The 25974-nt window shown below is 66.8% G+C and carries 21 protein-coding genes; 12 read left to right on the top strand and 9 right to left on the bottom strand.

The window, feature by feature from the left end; translation table 11 throughout:
* Window positions 1–11: 11 nt before the first annotated feature.
* The gene (locus ACIBK2_RS32250; protein ID WP_396972717.1) at window positions 12–1178 is read left to right on the top strand and encodes a serine hydrolase domain-containing protein; all 1167 of its coding nucleotides are present in this window, start codon (window positions 12–14) and stop codon (window positions 1176–1178) included.
* A gap of 398 nt (window positions 1179–1576) precedes the next feature.
* Here ACIBK2_RS32250 and ACIBK2_RS32245 read toward each other — a convergent pair whose 3' ends face one another.
* Together ACIBK2_RS32245 and ACIBK2_RS32240 are read right to left on the bottom strand one after the other, a co-directional pair.
* On the bottom strand, window positions 1577–4756 hold the full coding sequence (locus ACIBK2_RS32245; RefSeq protein WP_396972715.1) for a carboxyl transferase domain-containing protein: 3180 nt from the start codon (window positions 4754–4756) through the stop codon (window positions 1577–1579).
* A 187-nt stretch (window positions 4757–4943) separates the two neighbouring features.
* Window positions 4944–5963 (bottom strand): NAD-dependent epimerase/dehydratase family protein, encoded by a 1020-nt coding sequence (locus ACIBK2_RS32240; protein WP_396972713.1) that lies wholly within the window; start codon window positions 5961–5963, stop codon window positions 4944–4946.
* A gap of 145 nt (window positions 5964–6108) precedes the next feature.
* On the opposite strand from ACIBK2_RS32240, the gene ACIBK2_RS32235 reads away from it, so the two are divergent.
* A complete protein-coding gene (locus tag ACIBK2_RS32235; protein WP_396972711.1) occupies window positions 6109–6675 on the top strand; it encodes a TetR/AcrR family transcriptional regulator in 567 nt (188 codons plus the stop codon).
* Between the two features lie 33 nt (window positions 6676–6708).
* Here the strand turns inward: ACIBK2_RS32235 and ACIBK2_RS32230 are convergent, their stop codons facing one another.
* On the bottom strand, window positions 6709–8463 hold the full coding sequence (locus tag ACIBK2_RS32230) for an ABC transporter ATP-binding protein (protein WP_396972709.1): 1755 nt from the start codon (window positions 8461–8463) through the stop codon (window positions 6709–6711).
* Window positions 8460–10046, bottom strand: a complete 1587-nt coding sequence (locus tag ACIBK2_RS32225; RefSeq protein WP_396972707.1) for an ABC transporter ATP-binding protein — start codon at window positions 10044–10046, stop codon at window positions 8460–8462. The genes ACIBK2_RS32230 and ACIBK2_RS32225 overlap by 4 nt, the downstream gene beginning before the upstream one ends.
* 315 nt (window positions 10047–10361) lie before the next feature.
* On the opposite strand from ACIBK2_RS32225, the gene ACIBK2_RS32220 reads away from it, so the two are divergent.
* A complete protein-coding gene (locus tag ACIBK2_RS32220; RefSeq protein WP_396972705.1) occupies window positions 10362–10775 on the top strand; it encodes a hypothetical protein in 414 nt (137 codons plus the stop codon).
* Here ACIBK2_RS32220 and ACIBK2_RS32215 read toward each other — a convergent pair.
* On the bottom strand, window positions 10768–11901 hold the full coding sequence (locus tag ACIBK2_RS32215) for an erythromycin esterase family protein (protein WP_396972703.1): 1134 nt from the start codon (window positions 11899–11901) through the stop codon (window positions 10768–10770). The two genes, ACIBK2_RS32220 and ACIBK2_RS32215, sit on opposite strands and share 8 nt — an antisense overlap.
* An 81-nt stretch (window positions 11902–11982) precedes the next feature.
* Between ACIBK2_RS32215 and ACIBK2_RS32210 the strand changes: the two genes are divergently transcribed.
* On the top strand, window positions 11983–12717 hold the full coding sequence (locus ACIBK2_RS32210; RefSeq protein WP_396972702.1) for a TioE family transcriptional regulator: 735 nt from the start codon (window positions 11983–11985) through the stop codon (window positions 12715–12717).
* Here the strand turns inward: ACIBK2_RS32210 and ACIBK2_RS32205 are convergent.
* Window positions 12694–14199: a flavin-containing monooxygenase gene (locus ACIBK2_RS32205; RefSeq protein ID WP_396972701.1), complete on the bottom strand. Its 1506-nt coding sequence runs from the start codon at window positions 14197–14199 to the stop codon at window positions 12694–12696. The genes ACIBK2_RS32210 and ACIBK2_RS32205 overlap by 24 nt on opposite strands.
* A 319-nt stretch (window positions 14200–14518) precedes the next feature.
* On the opposite strand from ACIBK2_RS32205, the gene ACIBK2_RS32200 reads away from it, so the two are divergent.
* The 7 genes from ACIBK2_RS32200 to ACIBK2_RS32170 all read left to right on the top strand — a co-directional run bounded on the left by ACIBK2_RS32200 (window position 14519) and on the right by ACIBK2_RS32170 (window position 22103).
* A complete protein-coding gene (locus ACIBK2_RS32200) occupies window positions 14519–15256 on the top strand; it encodes an ABC transporter permease (RefSeq protein ID WP_396973062.1) in 738 nt (245 codons plus the stop codon).
* Window positions 15229–16107 (top strand): ABC transporter ATP-binding protein, encoded by an 879-nt coding sequence (locus ACIBK2_RS32195; protein ID WP_396972699.1) that lies wholly within the window; start codon window positions 15229–15231, stop codon window positions 16105–16107. Before ACIBK2_RS32200 ends, ACIBK2_RS32195 begins: the two co-directional genes overlap by 28 nt.
* The gene (locus tag ACIBK2_RS32190; protein ID WP_396972698.1) at window positions 16104–17108 is read left to right on the top strand and encodes an ABC transporter substrate-binding protein; all 1005 of its coding nucleotides are present in this window, start codon (window positions 16104–16106) and stop codon (window positions 17106–17108) included. Before ACIBK2_RS32195 ends, ACIBK2_RS32190 begins: the two co-directional genes overlap by 4 nt.
* Before the next feature lie 14 nt (window positions 17109–17122).
* Complete coding sequence (locus tag ACIBK2_RS32185; RefSeq protein ID WP_396972697.1) at window positions 17123–18268, top strand: LLM class flavin-dependent oxidoreductase; 1146 nt, start codon at window positions 17123–17125, stop codon at window positions 18266–18268.
* A 176-nt stretch (window positions 18269–18444) separates the two neighbouring features.
* Window positions 18445–19845, top strand: a complete 1401-nt coding sequence (locus ACIBK2_RS32180; protein WP_396972695.1) for an APC family permease — start codon at window positions 18445–18447, stop codon at window positions 19843–19845.
* A gap of 134 nt (window positions 19846–19979) precedes the next feature.
* A complete protein-coding gene (locus ACIBK2_RS32175) occupies window positions 19980–20390 on the top strand; it encodes a YybH family protein (protein WP_396972693.1) in 411 nt (136 codons plus the stop codon).
* A 597-nt stretch (window positions 20391–20987) separates the two neighbouring features.
* Window positions 20988–22103 (top strand): hypothetical protein, encoded by a 1116-nt coding sequence (locus tag ACIBK2_RS32170; protein ID WP_396972691.1) that lies wholly within the window; start codon window positions 20988–20990, stop codon window positions 22101–22103.
* Between the two features lie 386 nt (window positions 22104–22489).
* On the opposite strand, the gene ACIBK2_RS32165 is transcribed toward ACIBK2_RS32170, so the two are convergent.
* The gene (locus ACIBK2_RS32165; RefSeq protein WP_396973060.1) at window positions 22490–22825 is read right to left on the bottom strand and encodes a hypothetical protein; all 336 of its coding nucleotides are present in this window, start codon (window positions 22823–22825) and stop codon (window positions 22490–22492) included.
* 268 nt (window positions 22826–23093) lie between these two features.
* Here ACIBK2_RS32165 and ACIBK2_RS32160 point away from each other — a divergent pair, with 268 nt between their 5' ends.
* Window positions 23094–23429 carry an RNA polymerase-binding protein RbpA gene (locus tag ACIBK2_RS32160; protein WP_040731279.1) on the top strand — a complete coding sequence of 112 codons (336 nt, stop codon included), beginning with the start codon at window positions 23094–23096 and terminating at the stop codon, window positions 23427–23429.
* A gap of 628 nt (window positions 23430–24057) precedes the next feature.
* Here the strand turns inward: ACIBK2_RS32160 and ACIBK2_RS32155 are convergent.
* A complete protein-coding gene (locus ACIBK2_RS32155) occupies window positions 24058–24840 on the bottom strand; it encodes an ABC transporter permease (protein WP_396973058.1) in 783 nt (260 codons plus the stop codon).
* Window positions 24841–24970: 130 nt separating this feature from the next.
* Window positions 24971–25966, bottom strand: coding sequence for an ATP-binding cassette domain-containing protein (locus tag ACIBK2_RS32150; protein WP_396972689.1), 996 nt, complete (start codon window positions 25964–25966; stop codon window positions 24971–24973).
* Window positions 25967–25974: the final 8 nt, after the last annotated feature.

Genomic DNA, 25974 nt, shown 5'->3' with positions numbered 1-25974 from the left:
TGCTGGGTTACATGAGCATTGACGGAACGGTGGCGCCCGGGTTCGAGGCGGTCCGGGCGGCCTTCGCCGCGAATTTCGCCGATCAAGGCGATATCGGGGCGGCCGTGTGCGTGTATCGGGACGGGCAGCCGGTGGTGGACCTGTGGGGCGGGCTCGCCGATCCCGACAGCGGGCGGCCGTGGGAGCGCGACACGCTGCAGCTGGTCTACTCGGCGACCAAAGGTGTGGTCGCGGCGGCGACCCACCTGCTGGTCCAACGCGGTCAGCTCGACCTCGACGCACCGGTCGCGCAGTACTGGCCGGAGTTCGCGGCGGCGGGGAAAGCCGAGATTCCGGTGCGCTGGTTACTGACTCATCAGGCCGGTCTCGCGGCGATCGATAAGCCGGTGCCGCTGGCGGAGGCGCTGGCCTGGACGCCGATGGTCGACGCGCTGGCCGCGCAAACGCCGAACTGGACGCCGGGCACCGACCACGGCTACCACGGACGGACCTACGGCTATCTGGTCGGTGAGGTGATCCGCCGCATCACCGGACGTACCGTCGGGCAGTTCCTGGCCGAGGAGATCGCCGGGCCGTACGGCATCGACTTCTTCATCGGTTTGCCTGCCGCGGAACAGCATCGGGTCAGCCGGTTGGTGTTCGCGCCGAAGCCGGACCTCGATTCGGTGCCGGACGAAATGATCCCCGAGGAGATCCGTCCGATGGTCGCCGCGATGCGCGACCCGCAATCGTTGACGAACCGAGCTTTCCAGATCACCGACCCACCGGACATCGACTTCAACTCCCCCGCCGTACAAGCCGCGGAAATACCCGCCAGCAACGGCATCGGCACCGCCCGCGGCCTGGCCCGGCTATATGCATCGCTGGTAAGCGAAGTCGACGGCAAACGACTGCTCACCCCAGACACCCTCGCCGCCGCCATCCACGAACAAACCAGCGGCATCGACCGAGTCATCATGCTGCCGGACCGCTACGCCACCGGCTTCATGCTCCCCATAGCCGACCTAACCCTCGGCGGCCCGAACTCATTCGGCCACCCCGGCCGCGGCGGCTCCCTCGGCTACGCCGACCCCACCCGAAACATCGCCTTCGCCTACGTCACCAACCACATAGTCGAAGGCACCCTCGACCGACGCGCCCACAACCTCGTCGAAGCCTTGGAAACCGCCCTCCGATAGCACTGCCGCGCACAACTCCTCGCCCCGCGCATCAATTCGCCAGCAATATCGCACGCGGCCTGACAGAACACGCGCGGCACGACAAGTTACACGCGGCACAACAGCACACGCGCGGCACGACAAGTCACACGCGGCAAGCGCGCTTCGCGGCGCGCACGGTGTTGCGTGCTGCGCACGAATTGGGTTTCTGCGCAATGAATTGCCAGCAATATCGCACGCGGCCTGACAGCACACGCGCGGCACGACAAGTCACACGCGGCAAGCGCGTTTCGCGGCGCGCACGGTGTTGTGTGCTGCGCACGAATTGGGTTCCTGCGCAATGAATTGCCAGCGATACTGTGCGCGTGCTGATGAAACGTGCGCAGCATGGAGGGGGCAGCGGGGTGGTTGTGGTGGGGTTAGCGGAGGGTGCGGATCCAGCGGCGAGTGTCGGTGGGGTCGATGACGTCGTCTAGTTCCAGCAAGGTGGCGGCGGTCAGGGCTTTGCCGGTGGTGTAGGCGAGGGTTACCAGGTTGTCGAAGGCTTCCTGGCGTTTGGTGGGGTCTTCGATGGCGGCGAGTTCTTTGGCGAAGCCAAGGCGGACAGCGCCTTCCAGGCCCATGCCGCCGATTTCGCCGGTGGGCCAGGCGATGACGAAGCGGGGGGCGGCGAAGGAGCCTGCGGCCATGGCTTGGGCGCCTAGGCCGTAGCCCTTGCGCAGGATGATGGTGCCCCAGGGGACGGATAGGGCGGCCGCGTCGATGAAGAGGCGGCTGAATTTGGTTACGGTGGCGTCTTTTTCGGCGTCGGGGCCGACCATGAAACCTGGTGTGTCGCAGAGGGAGACGATGGGCAGGTGGTGTGCTCCGCACAGGCGCAGGAAGGCGCTGAGTTTGTCGGCGGCGGGGGCGTCGATGGCGCCGCCGAGGTGGTGGCAATTGTTGGCGATGAGGCCGTAGGGGTGTCCCTCGACGCGGATCAGGGCGGTAACGATGCCGACGGCCCAGTCGGCGCGTAACTCGAGGACGGAGTCGAGGTCGGCGACAGCATCGATCGCGGCGCGGATATCGAAGGCGTGCAGCCGGTTCTCCGGGATCACATGGCGGGCCAGGCGTGGGTCCGGTGCGGTCCAATCATCCACTGGGCCTTGGAAATAGGCGAGGTATCGCTTGGCGATGCGAACAGCCTCGGCTTCGTCGGCGGCGACGATGTGCACGACACCGTTGCGGCGCTGGACCTCGATGGGGCCGATGTCCTCGGGGGCGTACACGCCGAGGCCGCCGCCTTCGATCATGGCGGGGCCGCCCATGCCGATGTTCGCGTCGGGGGTGGCGATCACGACGTCGCACATGCCGAGCAGGGCGGCGTTGCCCGCGAAGCAGCGGCCGGAGACGATGCCGATCAACGGGACTCGACCGGACAGCGCACCCATGGCGCGGAAGGTGGTGAAGTCGAGGCCGGAGATGCCGGCGGTGTCGGTGTCGCCGGGACGTCCGCCGCCGCCTTCGGTGAAGAAGACCACCGGAAGGCGTTGGGTGCTGGCCATTTCCAGCATGCGGTCGGACTTGGCGTGACCGCGGTAGCCCTGGGTGCCCGCCAAAACGGTGTAGTCGTAGGACATCACGACTACGCGGGTCTGGTCGGCGCCGAAGCGGTCGGCGTTGATGGTGGCGACTCCGCCGATCAAGCCGTCGGCGGGGGTATTCGCGATCAGGTCCTCTGGACTGCGGCGCAGTCGTTGGGCGGCAACGGCCAGACCGCCGTATTCGACGAAGCTGTCCTCGTCGACGAGGTCGGCGATGTTCTCGCGGGCGGTGCGTCTGCCGAGTCGGTGGCGTTTGGCGACGGCGGCGGGCCGGGCCTCGTCGAGGCCGACGCGGTGCCGCTCACGCACTTCGGCCAGATCCGGGCGGACCGCGTCGAGGTCGATCGCCGCGATGTCGGCGACGGCCCCGTCGTGCTCGGCCTCTGTCCAAATCAGTAGAGGCGCATGTGGATCCACCGTCGCACCGGGTGCAGCTACGTGCCGTCGGACGCGCAGCGGTTGCTCGGCGCGCAGCACGTGCTGCATCTTCATGGCTTCCAGGACGGCGACCTCGGCACCGGCCGCGACGACGGTGCCGGGTTCGACCAGGCTGACCACCGTGCCACCCATGGGTGAGCGCAGTGTATGTTCGTCGTCTTGCAGGTCGACGGAATCCTGGACGACGGTGACGGTCGGCTCGAGATGCGGTGCGGGCGCGTAATCGATTGCCCGAGCGACGAGTTCGGGCAGGTTCCGCTCGAACCACTCGGTCGAGACGGTGGCGCCATCGGACAGCTGATCCAGCACCGCCCGCAACAGTGCCGCGTTCGTATCGACGCCGACCACGACGGTTTCGGCCAATGCGTCCGAACAACGGCGCAGCGCTGCGGAATACGACGGACCGCGAGCGATCACCTTGGCCAGCAGCGAATCGAACTGCGCCCCTTGCCGCATACCGGCATAGGCCGCCGTATCGACCCGAACACCGACGCCGGTCGGCGCGGCGAACTGCGTCACCGTGCCGGTACTGGGCAGCACATCGCCACCGGCAGTGAGGATTTCGGCGTTCACCCGGGCCTGCACGGCGTAACCACGCGGCGCACCAGCGGGCAACTCGAGGTCGGCGAGGGTGCGCCCCTGCGCCAGATCCAGCTGGATCGCGACAAGATCCACCCCCATCACCTCTTCGGTGACGGTGTGCTCGACCTGCAGTCGCGGATTCACCTCGAGGAACCACGCCTCATCACCACGCACGAGGAACTCGACGGTGATCACCCCGCGACAGCCCACCGACTCGGCGAGCCGCACCGCATCAGCTTGCAGCTGTTCCCGCAGCGCCACAGCGAGATTCGGCGCGGGCGCCACTTCGATCAGCTTCTGCTGCCGCCGCTGCACACTGCAATCCCGGTCGCCGACGGCAACGGCATGAACACCGTCCGCCACCACCTGAACCTCGATATGCCGCGCATCGGCCACCAGCGCTTCCGCGTACACCGTGTCATCCCCGAACCCCGCCAATGCCTCCGCCCGACACCGCTCATACGCCTCCCCCAGCGACTCCAACTCCCGCACCACCCGCATCCCGCGCCCGCCGCCCCCGGCCGCGGCCTTCACCATCACGCCATCCGGATGCCCGGCGAGCAGCGCGGCCATCTCACCGACCCCCGCGGCCGCCGACGTCGCCGCCAGCACCGGCACCCCAGCCCGCTCCGCTGCCGCCCGCGCAGCCACCTTGTCACCGAACGTGCGCAACACGTCCGGCCCCGGACCCACAAAAACCAGCTCGGCCGCCGCACAGGCGGAGGCGAGATCCGCACTCTCACTGAGGAATCCGTACCCCGGATGCACCAGCGCACCCGGCCCGGCCTTACGGGCCGCCGCCACCACGGCACTCACATCCAGATAAGCAGCGGCACCCGTCCCCGGCAACTGCACCGCATCATCCGCCAACCGGACATGCAGCGCGTCCCGCTCATCAGCGGTATACACCGCCAACGTCGCGCACCCACGCTCCCGGGCGGCCCGCAAAACCCGAACCGCCACTTCACCCCGGTTGACCACCACCACGCGCATGCCGCCAGTCTCCCGCATGCCGAGTGCACGGCGAACGGGACCTGGCTGGACTTCCAACTCACCGGATGTACCGCGACCGATCGGCCGCTGGCGAGCGATCTGAGCTACGCATCAACGCTTCACGCGAGCCGCCCGAAACTGTCAACACTGCAGGCGATGTCAGGTAGGGGCGGCTACGGGTGAAGGGTCAGGCGGCGTTGTGTTCGATCAGGCTGTTGGCGCAGTCGAGTACGGCCCGGTTGGCGGGGCGCGGTTCCCAGCCGAGGAGCCGCTTCGCCTTGTCGGTGCTGTGCCGGTTGCGGCGGCCGAGGGCGGGGATGACTTCGCCGAGCGACGCGTCGCTGAGGCGGGCGGCGAGACGGACGGCGAAGTCGGGCAGCTGACGGGTCGAGACCTGCTTGCCGCGCGAGCCGAGGCCGTCGTGCAGGGTGCGGGCCATGTCGCGCATCCACATGAATTCGCCGGTGGCGAGGAAACGTTCGCCCGCGGCGGCGGGGTCGGTCATGGCCTTGATGTGGATGTCGGCGAGGTCGCGAACGTCCACGATCTCGAGTCCGATCCGCGGGACTCCGGGCAGCTTGCCGGAGACCATGCGGGCCACGATGTCGACGGATCCGGTGGTGCCCGTGGTGAGGATGGGTCCGAAGACCGCGCCGGGCAGGATGGTGGTGAGCTCGGTCGGTCCGGCGTAGTCGGCCATGAAGTCCCAGGCCGCGCGCTCGGCGAGAGTCTTCGACCGGCGGTACGGGATCAGCGTCGGATCCTCGGGATCGGTCCACAACGTCTCGTCGGTGATGCCGTCGGTCGCGTAGGACGAGGGGCTCGAGGCATTCGCCGCCGAGGTCAGCACCACGCGTTTCACCCCGCCCTCGGTGGCCGCGCGCAACACTCGTAGCGCGCCGCCGCGTGCCGCGTCGATCAGCGCGTCCACATCGTCGGAGTTGCGGCCGAGCGGTGAGGCGACGTGCAGCACATAGTCGACGTCCTTGACCGCGGCCGCCCAGCCGTCGTCCGAGGTCAGGTCGGCGACGGCGAAGGTCAGCCGCCCAGCCGGGTCGACCGCCGTGGACACGGCCGAAATGACCGCGGCTTCCTTGTCTTTGCCACGCACGGTCGTCCGCACGTCGTAGCCGCGTTCCAGCAGCTCGACGATGCACCACCCCGCCACGTAACCACTTCCCCCGGTAACCAGAACCAGCTCACCCATCGTCGTCCTCCAATGTGTTCGGAACGCTTGTGCGAGAATGAAACGGAGACCCCTCCGCCAATGGCTACCACCATAACGGAGGGCCCTCCGTTTAGCAAAAGTCTGATGGATAGCACAGTGTGATGGATATGGAGCGCGACCATTGGTGAACACGCCGAAGCAGGCCAGAGCTGATGCCCGCACCAACCGTGAACGCGTCCTCGTCGCCGCCAGGGACGCGTTCGCCGCTTCCGGCGGCACGTCGCTGACGGCCATCGCCAAACAGGCCGGCGTCGGCATCGGCACGCTGTACCGGCACTTCCCGAATCGGGAATCGCTCATCGTCGCGCTCTATCGCCACGACATCCAGGAACTCATCGACCTGGCCCCGACCTTGCTCGCCGCGCATCCGCCGCTGACCGCGCTGCGACTATGGTTCGACGAGGTCGCCCGCTACGGACAGCTCAAATACGGTGTCGCCGAGGTCATTCACGCGGCAACGAACGGCGGCCTCGACGACGAGTACTACCGGCCCTTCGTCGGTGCGATCGCGCTGCTGCTCGCACCCGGCATCGCGGACGGCTCGCTCAAGCCCGACCTCGACCCCGAGGATGTACTGCTGCAGCTGAGCGTGCTGTGGCGCATCAATCCCGACAACGGCGGTGCCGAGCGGGCCGCGCGTATCCTCGATCTCATCGTCGACGGGCTCCAGGTGAATCCCCAGCCCGGGTAGCCGACTCCGCCGAATATCAAGCGGCAGTTGCTCTTAGCGTCTCTTTTCACCGTGCCACGAGTGCCATAGGGCGGCGTAGGTGCCCTCGCGTGCGATCAAATCGTCGTGGGTGCCCAGTTCGATGATCCGGCCGGCCGCCATCACGGCGACTCGATCCGCGTCGTGTGCCGTCTGCAGTCGGTGGGCGATCGCGATGACCGTGCGTCCTTCGAGCACAACGGCAAGTGCTCGCTCAGTGTTTCGCGCCGACGTCGGGTCCATTTGCGCGGTCGCTTCGTCGAGCACGACGGTGTGCGGGTCGGCGAGAACCACGCGCGCCAGCGAAAGCTGTTGCGCCTGTGCGGCATCGAGGAGGTATTGGGTGCCGTCCAGGTGGGTGTCGAGGCCGTCTGCCAGATCGTCGACCCAGTCGGCACCGACGGCGGCGAGTGCGGTGCGTAGCTGTGCGTCGGTGGCGTCCGGCCTGGCGATGAGTAGATTTCCGCGGACGGTGTCGTGGAATACGTGCTGATCCTGGGTGACCAGGGCGACATGGTGACGTAATCGATCCGGGTCCAACCCCGAGATCGGCACGCCGCCAACATGTATCGCGCCGGTCCGCGGTGTGTCGATCCCCGCGAGGAGCCGGGCGAGGGTGGACTTGCCCGCGCCGGAGGTGCCGACGACGGCGAGGCGCTCCCCCGGTTCGATGTCGAGCTCGACGCCGTGCAGCACGTCACGGCCACGGTCGTAGGCGTAGCTCACATCGACGATCCGGATCCGATTGTCCGTCGGCTCATCCGAGATGCCCTGGCGCGCAGTAGGTGTGGACGAGAGTCCCGCCAACCTCGCGTAGGACGCGATTGCGCTCTGCACCCCGTCGATCCACAGCATGGCCGTGTCCAGCGGCCCGATCAGTTGTCGCAAGTACACCGCCGCCGCGACGACGGTGCCGAGGCTGACGGCGTCGCGGCTGTGCAGCACACCGCCGATCAGCAGCACGGCAACCAGCGGTAGCACATACGAGACATCCAAGGCCGGGAACAGCACCGAGCGCAGTCGCAAGGTCGCCAATCGTGCGCGGCGCGCGGTATCGATCACGGAGGCGGTTGCCATAGCATGGTTTTCGGCCAGGCCGAGCGCCTCGATCGTCCGCGCTCCGGCGACGCTGGTTGCCAGGATTTCGGCCAGCTGGGAATCGGCGGCCGCCGAGGCGAGATACGCGGCGCTGGATCGGCGCAGATACCACCGCACGGCGACGGTGGCGACGAACAGACAGCTCAGACTCGATAGCCCGAGGACCGGGTTGAGCACCACTACCGCGCCGATGATGAAGGCGGCCTGGATGACCGCGACGAAAATGTCCGGCGCGGCGGTTCGCAGCGCGAAGGCGATGGTGGGCGCGTCGGTGGTGCCCCGGGCGATCAAGTCACCGTCGGAGCTGCGTTCGGCCACTGCCGCGGGCAACGCGAGGACACGATCGAGGAAACGTTCTCGAATGCGCGCCGCGGTGCGCTCGCCGAAGCGGTAGCCCACGTATCGGGCGCATCGGGTCACCACGATTTGCGCGACCGTACAGACCAGGATGACCAGGGCCAGCCGGTCGACAGTGCTGACCGCTTCCCGCGCCGGTGCCTTGCCGACCGCGTCCACGATCTTGCCGAGCAACCAGGGACCGACCAGGCCGACACCCACCGCCAGCGCGTTGAGCAGCAGAACCGCAGCGAATGCCCTTCTGTCCGTGCGGATCTCGTTGACTGCGGCATGCCGGATCTGGGCAGCGCCCGCGACCGGGAGCGGGGTCGTCATCGCGCCTCCTGCTCGCCACGCGTCACCAGGGCGCGGTAGCCGGGCTCGGTCGCCAGGAGCTCATGGTGAGTGCCCGTTGCCGCGGCGATGCCGTCGACCAGATAGACCACGGTTTCCGTGTGCGCCAACAGGAGCGGGGAGGTCGTGGTCACCGCGGTGGTTCGCCCACGCCGCGCGGCGAGCAACCGCTGCGCGATCGTGGCCTCGGTGTGCGCGTCCACGGCCGAGGTCGGTTCGACTGCCAGCAATACTTCGGGATCGGCGTAGACGGCGCGCGCGAGCCGAAGCCGTTGGCGTTGCCCGCCGGACAGATTCCCGCCTCGGGGATCGATCGTCGAGGCCAGACCATCGGGCAGGGCGTCAACGATGTCCGAGGCCACCGCGATGTGCAGTGCTCGGTGCAGTCGATCGTCGTCGGCCTCGTGGCGGCCGCGGACAACATCGCGGACGCTGCCGGTGAACAGATAGGCATCGTTGTCCGCCACCAGGATTCGCTGCCTGAGCTGGTGGGTGGCGATGACGTCCAAGTCGATGCCGGCCCAGGTGACGTCCGATTTGGTGAACCCGCCGATCCGATCGATGATCGCCGCGCTCTCCGCCGGGCGGTTGCTGACGATCGCGGTCGACATCCCGGGCCGCAATTCGACGCCGGAGGCAGGATCTCGCAGCATCGACGACGCCTCAGGAGCGCCCACCTGGTCACGGTCGACGGGCAGATCCGGTGGCAGCGACAGCAACCGGATCACGCGCCCCGCAACAACCCGGGCGCGGGTCAGATCACCCGCACCCTCGATGAAGAACTCCACCGGAACGACCAGCATCGCGGTGTACCCATACACCGCGACCAGACCGCCGACACTGATCGAACCCTCGGCCACCATCCGGGCACCCAGCCACGTGACGACCGCAAGGAAGGCCGCGGGCAGCCCCTTGGCCAGCGCGTCGACCCAACTCGCGGCCACTCCGACGCGGTAGCCCTGTGCCACCAGATCGTGCGAATCGCGTTGATAGCGAGCGGCATACACGGATTTGCCGCCGAGGGCGTTCAGCACCCGGAGCCCGTTCAACACATCCACCAACCGGGTGGTCAATGCGCCCTGCCGCTCGCGATAGCCGGCACTCGTCCGCTCGATCCGATGCAGTAGCGGCCCAACGGTCAGCACCAGCAACGGCACCCCCGCCAGCACCACCGCCGCGAGCAGCGGTGAGATGGAAAACAGCACCACGGCGACCACGATGTAGGCGACCGCGGCACCGACCCCGGGGCCGGTAATAGTCAGCGACTGAGCGATCACCTGAACATCGCCGCTGCCGATCGCCACCACCTCCCCCGCGGTCGTTCGACGAGAAAGACCCGCGCCCAGGCGAACACAATGCTCAACGGTCGCCGACACCGTCCGAAAAGCCGCCTCCATCCGTATTTTCGACATCGTTCGATGACGCGCGATGCCCAGCCCCGCGTTGACCACCCCGATACCGAACAACGCCACCACCCAACCGGTAAGCGCCCCAAGGTTCTTGGTGGCCAAGCCATCATCGATCGCGCGAGACAACAAATACGGCGGCACCGCAAGCGTCACCATCCACGCACTCCCCAACGTCGCCCCAAGCGCGACCCGTCGTCGTTGACCGACCACCAACCACAACAGGAATCGACCAGGACTGGACCGCTCACCTGGACCGGGGCCATCGGGGAAGAGGGTCACACCGCCCACGATAGTGAAACCTCTTGCGATGCAGCTGCGCGTTCGCGAGCAGGCGAATGATCAAAAAATGAGGTGCGCGCGTAACGGTGCGCGCCGAGCTGTCGAGGGACCTACCGGTCCGTACGAGCGGACCAAGAACCCGTATTCGATGACGTTAGGCCGATACCTGCGCGCTCCCTCCGCGTAGCAGTGGTGGCCGCAGCGCTGCTGGCGGCGGGATGGTGGAGCACGACGACACTGCGCGGGCGCGACGAATCGGTCGCCGCGCCCGCGCCCACCGCGGCGCTGGTCGGACTGGTCGCGCTGACCGGTTCCTCGGCATGGTTGGGTATCGGCCGGGTCGCGGGTGGCGAGCTGTCGATTCCGGCGATAGCGCTCTGCTATCTTCTGCTGCTCACGGGCGGTGTGCTGCTGGTCCGAAGATGGCTGAGCCGCACTGGATTCGGCGGACGGCATCGCCTCGCCTGCTATGCGGGCGCATTGGCGGGCTATGCCATCGACCAATTTCTGATCCTCCGGCCGACCGGCGCCGATCTGGCATTCGACGTGGTCGTGTGTGTTGTCGTGGCAGCCCTGTTGTGGGTGCTGGGCAAGGTCGTTAAGTAGATGTGCTGATGTGCAGGATCGTGTCGGCGGTGTCGAGGGTTGCCTGGTCTAGTGGGAAGTAGCCCTTTTCCGGCGGGGTGGCGGCGCGGGTTCGGGCGGGGGTGATTGTGGCGGCGGGTGTCAGGCCCCAGGTGGTGATGCGGCTTTGGAGTTGGCCCTCGTAGGTATCTGGTTCGGGGTCCGGGATTCCGAGGGATTCGCTGCGGCCCAGAGTGGCTGCGATGAAGGTGTATTGCTGGCCGAGCAGTGCGCCGACCAGGGCGCCGGCGCAGACCCAGTCGAGTATCAGGCCTGCTGTGTGCATGGTGCCCGGGTTTCGGCGCAGGTGGAAGTTGTGGGCGTGGGCCAGAGTCGGTCCGCGGCGGATCTCGAGGGCGCGGATGTCGAGGAGGTTTTGGGCCATGAGTGCGTCTCGGGTGCCAGACAGTAGGGATATCCGTGCGTTCAGATCGAGCTGGCGGGCCGCCTGCTTGTGGTAGCGGAGTAGACCGATTCCGGCGGTGAGATATGTTCTGGCCCGGTGCCACTCGGCGGGTGAGGTGGCCGCGATCAGTTCTGGTGCGCGTGTTTCGAGCGCGGTGAGCATGTTGTTGGCGATCACTCGCAGCCGTTCGGCCTCGGGGGTGGCGCCGATCGACTTGGTTGCGTCCAGGATTACCTCCTCGCGATTCCAAAGTTCGTCGACACCTACGAGATTCGCGATGTCGATGTCGAATTTCAGGTAGTCGCGGGCGTATTCGAGGTAGGCATGTGGGCTGGGCGCAGTGGTGTTCTCGGTTTGAGTGTCGAAGCCGTGGAAGGTGATTCGCTCTTCCGGCCGCCGGTGCTGGTTGTATTCGTGCATCCAGCTGACCAATTGCCTGTTGCCGTCGAGCTTTCCGAAGTTGTGGGTGAAACCCTCGCTCATCGCGGTGTCGAGGCTGCCGATGCCCTCTTGGACATAGTCGTTCACGGTGAGCGCGGCGATGCGATCGGTTTCGAGGGCGATCGAGCGGAAGCCTAGGCCGACCAATTGCGCGAACAGTTCGTTGCGGACCAGTTGGAAGGCTGGTTCCTGGTGGGTCGGCTCGCCGAGTGCTACCAGGTCACATGATGCGGGTACGAAGTCTCGAATGTTCTGACTCATGTGTCTGAATCGTATCGTTGAAAGCTCGGTTGAGACTTTTCCACGATCGACCACTCTGCGATGCGGTAAAGTCTCAAACCGGTGATCACCTTGCGACCAGCCGACCTAGCCCGCGAGCACGGCCTGTCGACCCAAGCTGTCCGCAACTACGAGCAGGACGGGTGCATCCCGCCCGCCGAACGCACAGCCAGCGGCTACCGGATCTACACCGAGGTGCATGCGGCAGCACTGCGCACTTACCTCGCGCTGATCCCGGCATACGGGCACGCGGCCAGCGGCCAGATCATGAACGCACTCCACAATGATGGACTCGACGGCGTCCTGGTGACCATCGATCGCGGCCACAGTCAATTGCTCCAGGACAGGGCGACGCTCGATGCAGTGCGGAAGGCGATAGCTCACCTGACAGCGGAGTCCGACGCGACCGCAGACCTATCCAGCGAAACCCGAACCATCGGCGAACTCGCGCACCAACTCCGGGTAACCCCTGCGACCCTGCGCAATTGGGAAACCGCGGGCATTCTCGCCCCGACTCGCGATCCGGCCACCGGCTACCGCCACTACGACGCAACCGACATCCGCGACGCCCACCTCATAGATTTACTCCGCCGCGGCGGCTACCCATTGGACCACATCCGCACCGTGATCCAGCAGATCCGAACAGCAGGCGGCACAGACGCATTGACCGCCGCCCTGGCCGACTGGCAGCGAAAGCTCACCGCCCAAGGCCGCGCCATGCTCAGCGCCGCCACCCAACTCGACCACTACCTGCGCGTGCTCGAACCGCCGCAATCAGGCGGTGCGGGTGGCGGCTAGCGGGCGGTCCTCGGTTTCGGCCGCGGCGCGGGTGAAGGTGAGGACGCCGTCCTCGATCGGCTCCTTGCGGAGCATCTTGCGATCGCGGAAGTAGTTGTTGATGACCTGCCACGGCCCGCGAGTGCCCTGTCGGGGCATCACCGCGTCGCCGCGCTGGATGTAGCCGGAGCTCAGCGCGCCGCCCATGACCGAATCGGCGGAACGGTCGCCTTCTTCGGCCACCGCAACCATTTTCGTATAACCGTGCGACTTCATGTGATTGAGGACGCGGCAGAAGTACTCGGCGGCAAGATCGGCCTTGAGGGTCCAGGAGGCGTTGGTGTAGCCGAGCACCATCACCGCGTTCGGGACGCTGTCGAGCAGCGCGCCCTTGTAGACGACGCGGTCGCGGGTGACCACCGGCTCGCCGTCCAGTTCGAGGGTCGCGCCGCCGAGCATCTGCACGCGCAGGCCGGTAGCACTGATCACGATGTCGGCGGCCAGTTCCTCGCCCGAGGCGAGCCGGATGCCGGTCTCGGTGAAGGTCTCGATGCGGTCGGTGACGATGGACGCCTTGCCACTGCGCAGCACCTTGAACAGGTCGCCGTTCGGCACGACGCACAGCCGCTGGTCCCACGGGTCGTAGGACGGGGTGAAGTGCCGCATGTCAATGTTCGGGCCGAGCCACATCCGCACCGCGCTGAGCAGCACCTTGCGCGAGGCGCCAGGATTGGTGCGGGACAGCTGAAAGCTGGCGCGCTGCAACGCGATATTGCGGGCGCGGCCCAGTCGGTAGGCCACCTTCGCCGGTACCCGGGCCGCCTTCATGCCGACGGCGACCGGGTCGTCGGCGGGCAGCGCGGTGATGTAGGTGGGCGAGCGCTGCAGCATGGTGACGTGCGCGGCGTCTTTGCTCATCGCCGGGATCAAGGTGATGGCGGTGGCGCCGCTGCCGATCACCACGACCCGCTTGCCGCGGTAGTCGAGATCCTCGGGCCAGTGCTGCGGGTGCACGATCCGCCCGCCGAAGTCCGCCTCGCCGGGGAATTCCGGCCGGTAGCCGTTGTCGTAGTCGTAGTAGCCGGTGCAGCCGGCGAGGAAGTTGCTGGTGAAGGTCTCGGTGGCGCCGGTCTGCTCGTCGAGTGCCTCAACGGTCCAGATGCCCGCCTCGCTGGACCAGCGGGCGGTGGTGACCTTGCGGCCGAAGTGGATGTGTTCCTTGACGCCGTACTCGATGGCCGTGTCCTCGACATACTGGCGGATGTGCGGCCCGTCGGCCAGCACCTTGGTGCCGGTCCACGGGCGGAAGCCGTAGCCGAAGGTGAACATGTCCGAGTCGGAGCGGATGCCGGGGTACCGGAACAGGTCCCAGGTCCCGCCGATGGCCGACCGGCGCTCCAGGATCGCGTAGCTACGCCCGGTTTGCTCGCGGGTGAGGTGGCAGGCCATGCCGATGCCGGAGAGGCCGGCGCCGATGATCAGTACGTCGACATGCCGCGTCATTGAGGAACTCGTTTCGTCTGGTCACGCCTCGATCACCATCGACCGAGGTTTCCGCCGAGGGTACGTGTTATTTGCGGTTACGTCTAGTGATGATAGCTGAAAACATGCCGGTGATCGCGCGTCAATTAAAACCTCGCTGGTTTCAACCGGTGACTCCGCCGCGCCGCGGGCACAGCATGGATGACTGCGGCGTGCTCAGCAGCGCTGCGCGGATCTTGTCCCCTACCCGAGGTGTCGCGTGTCATCAATTGTCTTGGAGCCGACACCGATTCGGGTTCGGTCGGCGGCTCGGTGGCGGCCACGCAAGACCTGGTTGCGGGTGGTCAGCCCGCTGATCATCGTGCTGGCGTGGCAGCTGGCCAGCGTCACCGAGGTGCTGCCGGAACGCCTATTGGCCTCGCCCATAACGATTCTGCGGACCACCGGAGATCTGCTGCGCGCCGGGACGCTGCAGGAGGCGATCACCGTGTCGCTCGGCCGGGCAGCGACCGGATTCGTGATCGGCGCGGTCCTCGGGATCGGCCTGGCGATTGTCGCCGGGTTGAGCACGGTCGGTGAGTACGTGGTCGATCCGCCGATGCAGATGCTGCGGACGGTGCCGTTCTACGGGCTGATTCCGCTGCTGATCCTCTGGTTCGGGATCGGTGAGCTGCCGAAGGTGGTGCTCGTCGCGTTCGGCGCGGCGATTCCGTTGTACCTCAACACGTTCGCCGGGATCCGTGGGGTCGACGGCAAACTGGCCGAGCTCGCGCAGGTGCAGCAACTCGGCCGGATCGCCGTCATCGGGCACATCGTGCTGCCGGGCGCCCTGCCGCAGATATTGGTCGGGCTGCGCCAATCGCTCGGTATCGCCTGGCTGGCGTTGATCGTCGCCGAGCAGGTCAATGCCGATGCGGGACTTGGTTTTCTGATCAACGACGCCCGCGAGTTCTTGCGCACCGACATCATCGTCGTCGGGCTGCTCGTCTACTGCGTGCTCGGTCTGCTGACCGACGCGTTCGTCCGATTGATCGAGAGGAAGGCGCTGGCATGGCGACGCGGATTCCTGGGACAGTGATCACCGAAGAGCTGATCGAAACGGTAAGTGCCGAAACGACATCGGCCCGCTCCGGAACGACCACGAACGGTAGGGACACCGTCGTAACAACTTCGGTTAAGACTGCCGCCGAAGTCGATTCGGCCGCAGCGACTTCTGCGGACGAGACACCGGTTGCCCGAGTGCGCGGCCTGATCCGCGATTTCGACGGTCGCCGCGTCCTCGACGGACTCGATCTCGACATCGCCCCAGGCGAATTCGTCGCATTGCTCGGTCGCAGCGGTTCGGGCAAGTCCACCTTGCTGCGTGCGCTCGCGGGCCTCGATCGTGGTGTCGAAGGCGAGCTCACCACGCACGGCACCATAGCCGTGGCCTTCCAAGAACCACGCCTCGTGCCGTGGAAACGCGTGCTGGCCAACGTATTCCTCGGCCTGCGGCACGACGACCCGAAGGCGGCCGCTCGCGCAGCGCTCGCCGAGGTCGGCCTCGACGAACGCGCGAACGCCTGGCCGCTCACCCTCTCCGGCGGCGAAGCACAACGCGCCAGCCTGGCCCGCGCCCTGGTCCGCGAGCCGGATCTGCTGCTGCTCGACGAACCCTTCAGTGCCCTCGACGCATTGACCCGCATCACCATCCACCGCCTGGTCATCGACCTGTGGCAGCGCCGCAAGCCGGGCGTCCTGCTGGTCACCCACGACGTCGACGAGGCGCTGCGACTGGCCGATCGGGTGCTCGTGCTCGGCGACGGCCGCATCGCGCACGAGTCCCGCATCGACCTGCCGCGCCCGCGCCGCGGCGACCACCCACACCTGCTCTCCCTGCGCAACACACTGCTCGCCGAACTGGGCGTAGCACCGGAAGGAACCGCGTGAAAGCCAGAAAGCTGCTGCTCGCAACGACTCTCGCCCTGGTCATGGCGGTCGGCACGGCCTGCGGGTCCGACAAGGCCGACGACAAGGCGGTGCGCTCGGACGGTTCCATCGACCTGTCCCAGGTGACGTTGCACGCGGGCGACCAGAAGGGCACCGGGCTGCAGGCGCTGCTCACGGCCGCGGGTGAGCTGAACAACACGCCCTACAAGATCACCTGGTCGCAGTATCAGTCCGGCCCGCCGATGCTGGAGGCGATCAACGCCGGTGCGGTCGATATCGGCGGCGTCGGCAATGCCCCGCCGGTGTTCGCGGCCGCGGCCAAGTCGGCGATCAAGATCGTCAACGGCTACCAGGGCGGCACCGAAGGCCAGGCCATCGTGGTGCCCAAGGATTCGCCGCTGCGCACCCCGGAAGACTTGCGCGGCAAGAAGATCGCCGTCGCCAAGGGCAGTTCGGCGCACCACCACCTGCTCGCGGTGCTGAACAAGGCGGGCATCAAGTGGGATCAGGTCGAGCCGCAGTACCTGCAGCCGCCGGACGCGCTCGCCGCGCTGACCACCGGCCGAGTCGACGCCTGGGCCATCTGGGACCCGTACACCGCGCAGGCCGAACAACAGTCGAACGCGCGAATCCTGGTGAGCGGCACCGGATATGTCGCAGGCGATGCCTTCTTCGTCGCCGGTACCAAGGCGTTGGAGAGCAAGGCGACCTCCGCCGCACTGCGCGACCTGATCGCCCGGATCGGCCGAGCGCACAACTGGGTGAACGATCATCCCGAGGAGTGGGCGAAGACCTACGCCGAACTCACCGGACTGCCCTATGACGTGATCCTCACCGTCGTGAAACGTGGCCGCTACCAGAACCATCCGCTCGATCCCGCCGCCATCGCCGCCGAGCAAGATGTCGCCGACGCGTTCGCGGGCGCCGGGCTCATCCCCGGCAAGGTGAACATCACCGACTTCACCGACACCCGTTTCAATGACCTGTTCCCCGCTTCCTGAGGAGTTGGCGCACCATGACTTTGTCCTTCCACTGGTTCCTGCCCACCTACGGTGATTCGCGCGGCCTGGTCGCGGGCGGGCACGGCACCTTCATGTCCGGTGACCGCCCGGCGACGCTGCGCTACCTGAATCAGATCGGCGCGGCTGCCGAGGACAACGGCTTCGAGGCGGTGCTCACCCCCACCGGAACCTGGTGCGAGGACGCCTGGCTCACCACGGCGATGATGGTGGACACCACCGAGACGCTGAAGTTCCTGGTCGCGCTGCGCCCGGGCCTGATCAGCCCGACGCTGGCCGCGCAGATGGCGGGCACCTTCCAGCGGCATTCGCGGGGCAGGCTGCTGCTGAACGTGGTGACCGGCGGCGAACCGCACGAACAGCAGGCCTACGGCGACTTCCTGGACAAGGAACAGCGCTACGCCCGCACCGGCGAATTCCTGCATGTGGTGCGGGAGCTGTGGAACTCGCCCGAGCCGATCACCTTCGAGGGCGAGCACATTCACGTCCGCAACGGACAGCTGAGCAACCGGCCCGACCCGATCCCGCCGGTGTTCTTCGGCGGCTCCTCCGCGCCGGCCGGACCGGTCGCGGCCCGCTACGCCGACACCTACCTCACCTGGGGTGAGCCGCTGCTCGCGGTGAGCAGGAAGCTGGAGTGGATCCGGCGCCTGGCCGTCGATCAGGGCCGCGTCCTCGACTACGGCTTGCGGATCCACGTGATCAGCCGCGACACCTCCGAGGAGGCGTGGGCCGAGGCCGATCGGCTGCTGCAGGGCATCGATCCCGCCGATATCGAGCGGGTGCAGGCGAGCCTGGCGAAAAGCGAGTCGGAGGGGCAGCGGCGGATGTCCGAGCTGCACGGCGGCAGCACCGATCGGCTGGAGATCGCGCCCAACCTGTGGGCCGGGGTCGGCCTCGTCCGTGGTGGCGCGGGCACCGCGCTGGTCGGCTCGCATGCCGAGGTCGCCGAGCGGCTGGTCGAGTACTCGAAGCTTGGTATCAGCCACTTCATCCTGTCCGGGTATCCGCACCTGGAGGAGGCGTACTGGTTCGGCGAGGGCGTGCTGCCGATCCTGGAGCGCAAGGGACTGTGGAGCCACCCGTCTCGTCCGGCCGCCGTGCCGGTCGCGACTCCCTTCGCGGCGTCGTCCAGCAGCTGACCCAAATACGCCTGTTCGAGTTCCTGAACCCGGTTCACCTGCGGTTTCGGCGGCGGGAACTCGAGCAGGGCGCTTTACCCAGTTGCACCCAGTTAACGGTGACTGACTCACTTCAACGAGAATGATCTATTGTCCGGCTCCCAGGCTGGACGTTTAGACGAGCTCATAAGGGAGTCATGACCACCTCCGCCGCCCAGCGCTGGCGTCGCCGCCTGCCCGATACCGCGACGACCGACGGAGCGCCCACGCTGGCGCGCAGACTCGGCCGCATCGACCTCACGGCGATGGGCGTCGGCACCATCGTCGGCGCGGGCATCTTCGTGATCACCGGGGTGGCCGCGGCGGAGAAGGCCGGGCCGTCGATCGTGCTGTCGTTCCTGCTGGCCGGGACGGTGTGCGTGCTGGTCGCGCTCTGCTACAGCGAGCTGGCGGCGATGGTGCCGGTGTCCGGCAGTGCCTACACCTATACCTACGCGACGCTCGGTGAGGGGCCCGCGTTCCTGGTGGGGTGGAATCTGTTGCTGGAGTTCGTGATCGCGGGGGCCGCGGTCGCGATCGGCTGGTCGGGGACCACGGTGTCGGCGCTGGATTCGATCTTCGGGATCACCGTGCCGAAGGCCATCGCGGCGGGGCCGGGCGAGGGCGGGATCGTGAATCTGCCTGCCGTGCTGATCATCGGGGTGATCGTCGCGGTGCTGGTCGGCGAGGTGTCGCTGACCGCGCGGATCACCAAGGTGCTGGTCGGGGTGACGATCGGCGTACTGGTGCTGGTGGTCGCGGTCGGTGCGCCGCATATCGATGTCAACAACTGGACTCCGTTCGCGCCCTTCGGTTTCAGCGGCGTCGTCGGCGGCGCGGCGATCGCGTTCTTCGCGTTCCTCGGGTTCGATGTGGTGGCGGCCTCGGCCGAGGAGGCGCGCAATCCGCGCCGGGACGTGCCGTTCGCCATCATCGCCACGGTGCTCGTCGCGACCGTGCTATACGCCCTGGTCAGCGCCGTGCTGACCGGTATCGCGCCGTTCGCATCGCTGAACAACGGGGCGCCGATCGCGACGGCGTTCGAGGGGTTGAAGATCGGCTGGATCGGCAATGTCATCGTGGTCGCCTCGATCATCGCGTTGACCAAGGGTTTGTTGATGATCGTCTACGCGCAGGTGCGACTGGCGTTCGCGATGTGCCGAGATCGATTGCTGCCCTACGGTCTTGCGCAGACCGGCAAGAGTTCTACGCCGGTTCGGCTGACGCTGCTGCTCGGTGTGTTCTGCGCGACGATCGCCGGGTTGCTGCCCATCGACATCGTGGTGGAGCTGGTGAATATCGGTGCGTTGTCCGCGTTCGCGGTGGTGTGCGTCGGTGTGCTGGTGTTGCGCAGGGCCGAGCCGGAGCGGGAGCGGCCGTTCCGCACGCCGTTCGTGCCGGTGGTTCCGGTGCTCGCGCTCATCGGGTGCGTGTTGCTCGCGACGACGCTGGACGGATTGACCTGGGTGCGGTTCGCGGTGTGGGTGGTTGTCGGCCTCGCCGTCTACCTCGGATACGGCCGCAAGCGCTCGACCCTCGCCCCGGCCGCAGTGGAATAGCAGGAGAAACCCGGCCGTTGCGGTCGGGATATCTCACATATGCCGTGGATTCCATTGCGCCCCATGCGCGTTTTCGGCAGGCTCACTAGATGCCGAACGTACTGGTGAGGCGCCGCATGAAGGGACGATGAACGATGTCGGACGACGAGAAGACGATCCGGGTTCTGATCGAGCGGTGGGCCGCCGCCGTACATGCTGGTGACCTGGCCGCCGTCCTCGCCGACCACGCCCCCGACATCGTCATGTTCGATGTCCCGCCGCCGAACGAGGGCCTGCGCGGCATCGACGCCTACCAGGCCGCCTGGCCGGGCTTCTTCGAGTGGCAAGCGCAGGGCGCGACATTCGAGATCGTCTCGCTGGACGTCACCGCCGGAGCCGACGTCGCGTTCGCACACGCCCTGCTGCTGTGTGGGACCGCCGAGGACTTCGCCAAGGACCCGGGACGCCGCCTGCGCCTCACCCTCGGCCTGCGCAAGGAAAACGGACGCTGGATCGTCTCGCACGAACACCACTCGTTCCCGGACGCCAGCCTGCCCGCCATCTGATGTAGTCGGCGGCCGGGCTTGCAGAGCCCGGCCGCCGATTCAGTCCGCCGGGATCGTGCGGTCAGACGTATCGGCTGCTGGGCAATTCATGAAGCGCGCCGGGCGGGACGGCGGCGCTGTCGGCCGAACACATCGCGGCGCTGCGGATGCCTGCAGCCGGTGATACGGCGCCATGACCGCACTCAATAGTCCGCTATTGCCCGTGGGGCGATGGCGAGCAGCCTATTCGAGCCTCGTGTGAGCCGTAGGCGGGTCGGAATCCGCGGTTGGCCGAGCTGCGGCGGGCCCAATGGAAGTCGCACCGATCAGCGGGGATTCGAAGCGGACCGCGCTGCCGAGGTGATTCGTCCGTGGAGTAGTACCTGGGCGCTAGGTGCGAGAGCGCTGACGAGTTCGCGGGGCAAGCTCGGTTCTGGTGACGGTGCGGCTGCGGCAGGACGTATTCCGAGGGCGCCGGTTCCTGCTCTGCGGCCCACAAACACTTCGCCGCCGGGGACCGGCAACCTGAGTTCGTCGCCGGGTCAGTACTCCGGTACTAGACGCGAATAGTGCTGCGGCGGGACGTGTTCCGGGGGTGCCGATTTCTACCTTCGATGCATGCCAACAACACATTTCGCGGCCTCACTCGATAGTCGGTCGTCGGCGCGGCATCGCCGCCGTGGTGCGCTGGTCGACGCCGCTGCCCGGCTACATCGGCCGCTGACGTGGATGACGCTCACGATGATCGCGTTGGTCGTGTTCTCGATGGTGGCGATGTTCGTCGATGACCGGATGCTGCTCGGCGAGTCGGTCTGGTTGAAGCCGATGAAGTTCGGTTTCGCGTTCGCCATGTACGGGCTCACGCTGGCGTGGCTGTTGTCGTTGCCGCACAAGGGAAGTCGCGCGACCTGGTGGTTGGGCACGGTGTTCGCGGTGGCCGGGTTCATCGATGTCGGATTCATCGCGCTACAGGCCGCGCGCGGCACGTTCAGCCATTACAACACCGAGACCGACGCGGTGAACCAGATCGGGCAGCTGGTGTTCCAGTCGGGCGTGCCCGGACTGTTCCTGACCACCCTGATCATCGCGCTGATCCTGTGCTGGCAACAGCTGGTGGATCGGCCGACCGCACGGGCGATCCACGCCGGGTTGTTCCTGTCGGTCGTCGCGATGATGATCGGCTACCTGATGGGTTTCACCGGCAAACAACTGGTCCGCGACTCCGACGGCAACATCGTCAAGCTGGTCGCCGGCCACACCGTCATCGACCCCGCAACCCGCGACCTGTCCCCCCGCGACGCCGCACCGGGCATGCCACTAACCCACTGGAGCACCATCGGCGGCGACCTCCGAATCCCCCACTTCCTCGGCCTACACGCCATCCAGGTCCTACTACTCGCCGTAGTCATCCTCTCCTGGCTCGCCCCCCGCTACCCCTGGCTACGCCCCGAACGCACCCGCACCGCGATAATCGGCGTCCTCGCCCTCGGCTACACGGGCCTGGTGGCCATCGTCTTCACCCAGGCAATGCGCGCCCAACCCCTGATCCACCCAGACACCACCACCCTGACCGCTTTCGCCGGACTCACCGCAGGCGTCGCCGTACTGCTCGCCCTCATCTACTGGCGAGCCCACACCACCCCAAACCTCACCCCCGACCATCCAACCCCGAACGCCCAACTCGTCCCCCTCCACCTGGCAACCACCACCCCAAACCTCCACCCCAAGGTCTAGCACCCCACTTGACGCAGGAAACGTGCTCCTAACTGACGCTGCAACATGCGTCAAGAGCACGTTCCCTACGTCAAGTCCGTCTGCCCCGCCCCTCGACTCTGAGCAACTGGCCCACGCCCCCTCCAGCTCTCCCCGCCCCACTTGACGCAGGAAACGTGCTCCTGACTGACGCTGCAACATGCGTCAGGAGCACATTTCCTACGTCAAGTCAGCTGCCTGCCACCGGCCCTCGACCGTGAGCAACGGGCCCGCGTCACCTCCAGCGTCCAGCTCTCCCCACATCGCACTTGACGTAGGAAACGTGCTCTTGACTGATGCTGCAACATGCGTCAGGAGCACGTTTCGTACGTCAAGTCGGTTGTCTGCCAGGGCTATTCGGCAAGAGGTCAGCGTAGGCGTTCGGCGTCTCGGGTTAGTTCGAGGAGGGTTTTGCCTAGCATCGCGAGTTCGTCGGGGCTGGCGCCCTCTTCGATGGCTGTGGCGACGTCTTCGGCGGCGCAGCGGGCGGCGAACCAGCGGTCGGCCAGGTCGGCGGCCTCTTGGGCGCTGAGGACGACGGAGTCGTCGGGGATGCCGGTCCCTTTGAGACTGTTGCGGTTTTCGTAGGCGCGTTGGCGACAGGACTGGCGGCAGTACCGGCGGCGACGGCCGGCCTCGGACTCCACGATTTCCCGCCCACACCACAGGCAGGACAGCTGGCGCGAGTGACGACGATCAGAGATGGAACACACCCCCTAGCGGGACAGCGAGCGGCGCGACATGACGCAGAACCTTAATCGCTCGACGGCGCGAACCCGCTCAGCGACCCCCGAGAACCGCCGGACGGCGGGCGCGGCGAGGTGGGCGCGCCGTTGGCACTACAATGGAACGGTTCCGCGGCCCGTCGGGAACTATCGGCGCAGGCCCGTTCGTTGCACATAAGGTCCAGCGAGCACCACACGCTCGTACGGTCGCAGCAACAAGACTCGAGCACACAGGGAGAGGCACACCATGGCAGATCGCGTACTCCGGGGCAGTCGGCTCGGAGCGGTGAGCTACGAGACCGATCGCGACCACGACCTGGCTCCGCGTCGGATCGCCCGGTACCGCACCGACAACGGTGAAGAATTCGACGTCCCGTTCGCCGACGACGCCGAGATTCCCCCGACGTGGCTTTGCCGCAACGGTCAGGAGGGCATGCTGATCGAGGGCACCACCGTCGAGACCAAGAAGGTCAAGCCGCCGCGCACCCACTGGGACATGCTCCTGGAACGCCGCAGCAAGGAAGAGCTCGAGGAACTCCTCAAGGAGCGCCTCGACCTCCTCAAGACCCGCCGCCGCGTCTAAAACGCACCCGAAAAGGCCGCCTACATCTCCGATGCAGGCGGCCTTTCGCACACCCAGCAAAATCCGCACCCTAACTCGGGACCTGCACTCGCTCTAGGGCCCTATTCCGAGTGCATGTCCCGAGTGCGAGTGCGGATTTCGGGCAACAGCGGTGGGCCGGGGCGGGCAGCGGGATTCGCACGCTCAGTGAAACCCCTTCCACGCCGCCGCCCGGCCACCCGCCTGTTGTCCAAAGCGCTTGTGACGGAACCACAGCCAGATGACCACCTCCAGAACGCGACACCGCGCACCTGACGCACACCTGAAGCCGGGTACGGCAGGCGACGCGCCCAGCACTACTCACGGGAAAGCGTGGATCGGTCTTCAGCTTCTATGGACAGGTCATCGCACGGAGTCCTAAGAAGCACTTGCCCGGATAGGTCTACCTTTCCGAGGATCTCTAGGTTTGGCAGGGAGTGAGGTGTCGTGCGGGGTTTGGGGGTCGCTGGGGCTCCGATGCGCGCCCTTTGTGGTGGCCGAACACCCTTTCCGTAACCTGCACACTCGCTGTACAGGGGGTTCGGTTTACGGAAAGGGTGTTCGGGTTCTGCAGAGGGTGTGCCGTCGCGGTGGTGGTTGGCCGTTCGGGCTAGTGGCTGGCTACCTTGCGGTACTGGGCCAGGGCGAGGGGGACGGCGACTGCGAGGATCGCGAGGGAGCAGGCGATGGCGTATTCGACGCAGTGGTCGGCGGGCCAGCCGGTGGCGTGAGCGAAGGTGGGTGGGGCGTTGTTTTCGAAGAGTTTGCGGCCAGCTCCGGCTACTGCGGTGATGGGGTTCCATTCGGCGATGGTGCGCAGGGGGCCGGGGAGGGTGGAGCCGGGGATGAAGGCCGAGGAGATGAAGGACAGGGGGAACAGCCAGATCAGGCCTGCGCTCTGGGCTACTTCGACGTTCGGTGACATCAGGCCGGTGAGGGCGCCGACCCAGGACATGGCGAAGGCGAAGAGCAGGATCACCCCGAATGCCAGTGCGGCGTCGGCGATTCCGCCGTTGATCCGCCAGCCGACGACGTAACCGCAGCCGACCATGACGGCGACGCTGAGGATATTGACGACCAGGTCGGACAGCGTGCGACCCATCAGCACCGCGAGCCGCGACATCGGCAGCGTGCGCATCCGGTCGATGATGCCCTTCTGCAGGTCGCTGGCCAGGCCGACGGTGGTGAACGCCGCGTTGAAAGCGACTGTCTGGGTGAAGATTCCGGCCAGCAGGAATTCGCGGTATTGGCTGCCGCCCAGCGATCCGCCGAAGATGTAGGCGAACAGGAACACGAACATCAGCGGCTGGATCGTCGCGGTCACCAATAAGGTCGGCACCCGCAGAATGGTCAGCAGATTGCGGTGCGCGACGATCGCGCTGTCCCGGAAGATTCGCAATCGCGGACCCGAATCGAACTGAACAACTTGCATTTTCGGGACCTCGACGACAGCGGTCACGACCGCACCTCGCTGACGTTCGGCTCCGTCGCGCCCGCAAGGGCGGCTGTGGCGGTACGCACTCTCACGACAGGATCTCCTCTTGTACGTCATCGGTTTCTGGCTGGCGCTCGGCCGAATCACGGGCCGGAGTGCCGGTGAGCGAAAGGAATACGTCGTCGAGGCTGGGGCGGTGGACCTCGGCGTCCACCACGCACACGCCTGCGTCATCGAGCCGACGCAACGCCTCGACCATGGTGCGTGAGCCGTCGCCGACCACGATCGACACCTCGTCGGTGCCGTCGTCGTGGCTCGGCTCGCCGACACCGACCTGGGCGAGCACCCGCAGGGCGGGTTTGACGTCCTGACCGGCGGCGAGAGTGACGGTGAGCCGATCACCGCCGATGGACAACTTCAATTCGTCCGCGGAACCACGCGCGATCACCCGTCCGCGATCGATGACGGTGATCCGGTCCGCGAGCTGGTCGGCTTCTTCCAGATACTGAGTGGTGAGCAGCACGGTGGTGCCGTCGTCGACGAGATCGCCGATGACGCGCCACATGTCGAGCCGCCCGCGCGGATCGAGCCCGGTGGTCGGCTCGTCCAGCACGACAACCGCGGGCCGGGCGACGAGCGCCCCGGCCAGGTCGAGCCGCCGCGCCATACCACCGGAGTAGGTGCCCGCCCTGCGGTCGGCCGCCTGCTCCAACCCGAACGCGCTCAACAGTTCCGCGGCCCGCGCGGTGGACTGCCGCTGCGACATCCCGTACAGCCGCGCCACCATCCGGAGGTTCTCGTACCCGGACAGATTCGCGTCGACCGCGGCGTACTGACCGGACAGACCGATCCGCCGCCGCGCCGCACCCGGATTACGAAGCACATCCACCCCGGCCACCCGAACCGCCCCGGCGTCCGGGCGCAGCAGCGTGGTGACGATGCGAACCGTCGTCGTCTTACCCGCCCCGTTCGGCCCGAGCAGACCCATCACCGTGCCGGTCGGGATCTGCAGGTCGATGTTGTCCAGCACCCGGATCTTGCCGTAGCTCTTCACCAGGCCGAGGACTTCTACTGCCAAGCTCACTGGTTTAC

Origin of the sequence: Nocardia sp. NPDC050175, from assembly GCF_044459885.1 — a bacterium.
Lineage (GTDB): Bacteria > Actinomycetota > Actinomycetes > Mycobacteriales > Mycobacteriaceae > Nocardia.
This window is presented reverse-complemented; position numbering and strand designations above follow the sequence as displayed.

Coding starts and splice junctions, on each gene's coding strand:
- ACIBK2_RS32250 (WP_396972717.1), top strand. CDS start 12: ATGAGCATTGACGGAACGGTGGCGCCCGGGTTCGAGGCGGTCCGGGCG.
- ACIBK2_RS32245 (WP_396972715.1), bottom strand. CDS start 4,756: ATGCGCGTGGTGGTGGTCAACCGGGGTGAAGTGGCGGTTCGGGTTTTG.
- ACIBK2_RS32240 (WP_396972713.1), bottom strand. CDS start 5,963: ATGGGTGAGCTGGTTCTGGTTACCGGGGGAAGTGGTTACGTGGCGGGG.
- ACIBK2_RS32230 (WP_396972709.1), bottom strand. CDS start 8,463: ATGACGACCCCGCTCCCGGTCGCGGGCGCTGCCCAGATCCGGCATGCC.
- ACIBK2_RS32225 (WP_396972707.1), bottom strand. CDS start 10,046: ATGGTGACGCTTGCGGTGCCGCCGTATTTGTTGTCTCGCGCGATCGAT.
- ACIBK2_RS32215 (WP_396972703.1), bottom strand. CDS start 11,901: ATGAGTCAGAACATTCGAGACTTCGTACCCGCATCATGTGACCTGGTA.
- ACIBK2_RS32205 (WP_396972701.1), bottom strand. CDS start 14,199: ATGACGCGGCATGTCGACGTACTGATCATCGGCGCCGGCCTCTCCGGC.
- ACIBK2_RS32195 (WP_396972699.1), top strand. CDS start 15,229: ATGGCGACGCGGATTCCTGGGACAGTGATCACCGAAGAGCTGATCGAA.
- ACIBK2_RS32185 (WP_396972697.1), top strand. CDS start 17,123: ATGACTTTGTCCTTCCACTGGTTCCTGCCCACCTACGGTGATTCGCGC.
- ACIBK2_RS32180 (WP_396972695.1), top strand. CDS start 18,445: ATGACCACCTCCGCCGCCCAGCGCTGGCGTCGCCGCCTGCCCGATACC.
- ACIBK2_RS32175 (WP_396972693.1), top strand. CDS start 19,980: ATGTCGGACGACGAGAAGACGATCCGGGTTCTGATCGAGCGGTGGGCC.
- ACIBK2_RS32170 (WP_396972691.1), top strand. CDS start 20,988: ATGCCAACAACACATTTCGCGGCCTCACTCGATAGTCGGTCGTCGGCG.
- ACIBK2_RS32160 (WP_040731279.1), top strand. CDS start 23,094: ATGGCAGATCGCGTACTCCGGGGCAGTCGGCTCGGAGCGGTGAGCTAC.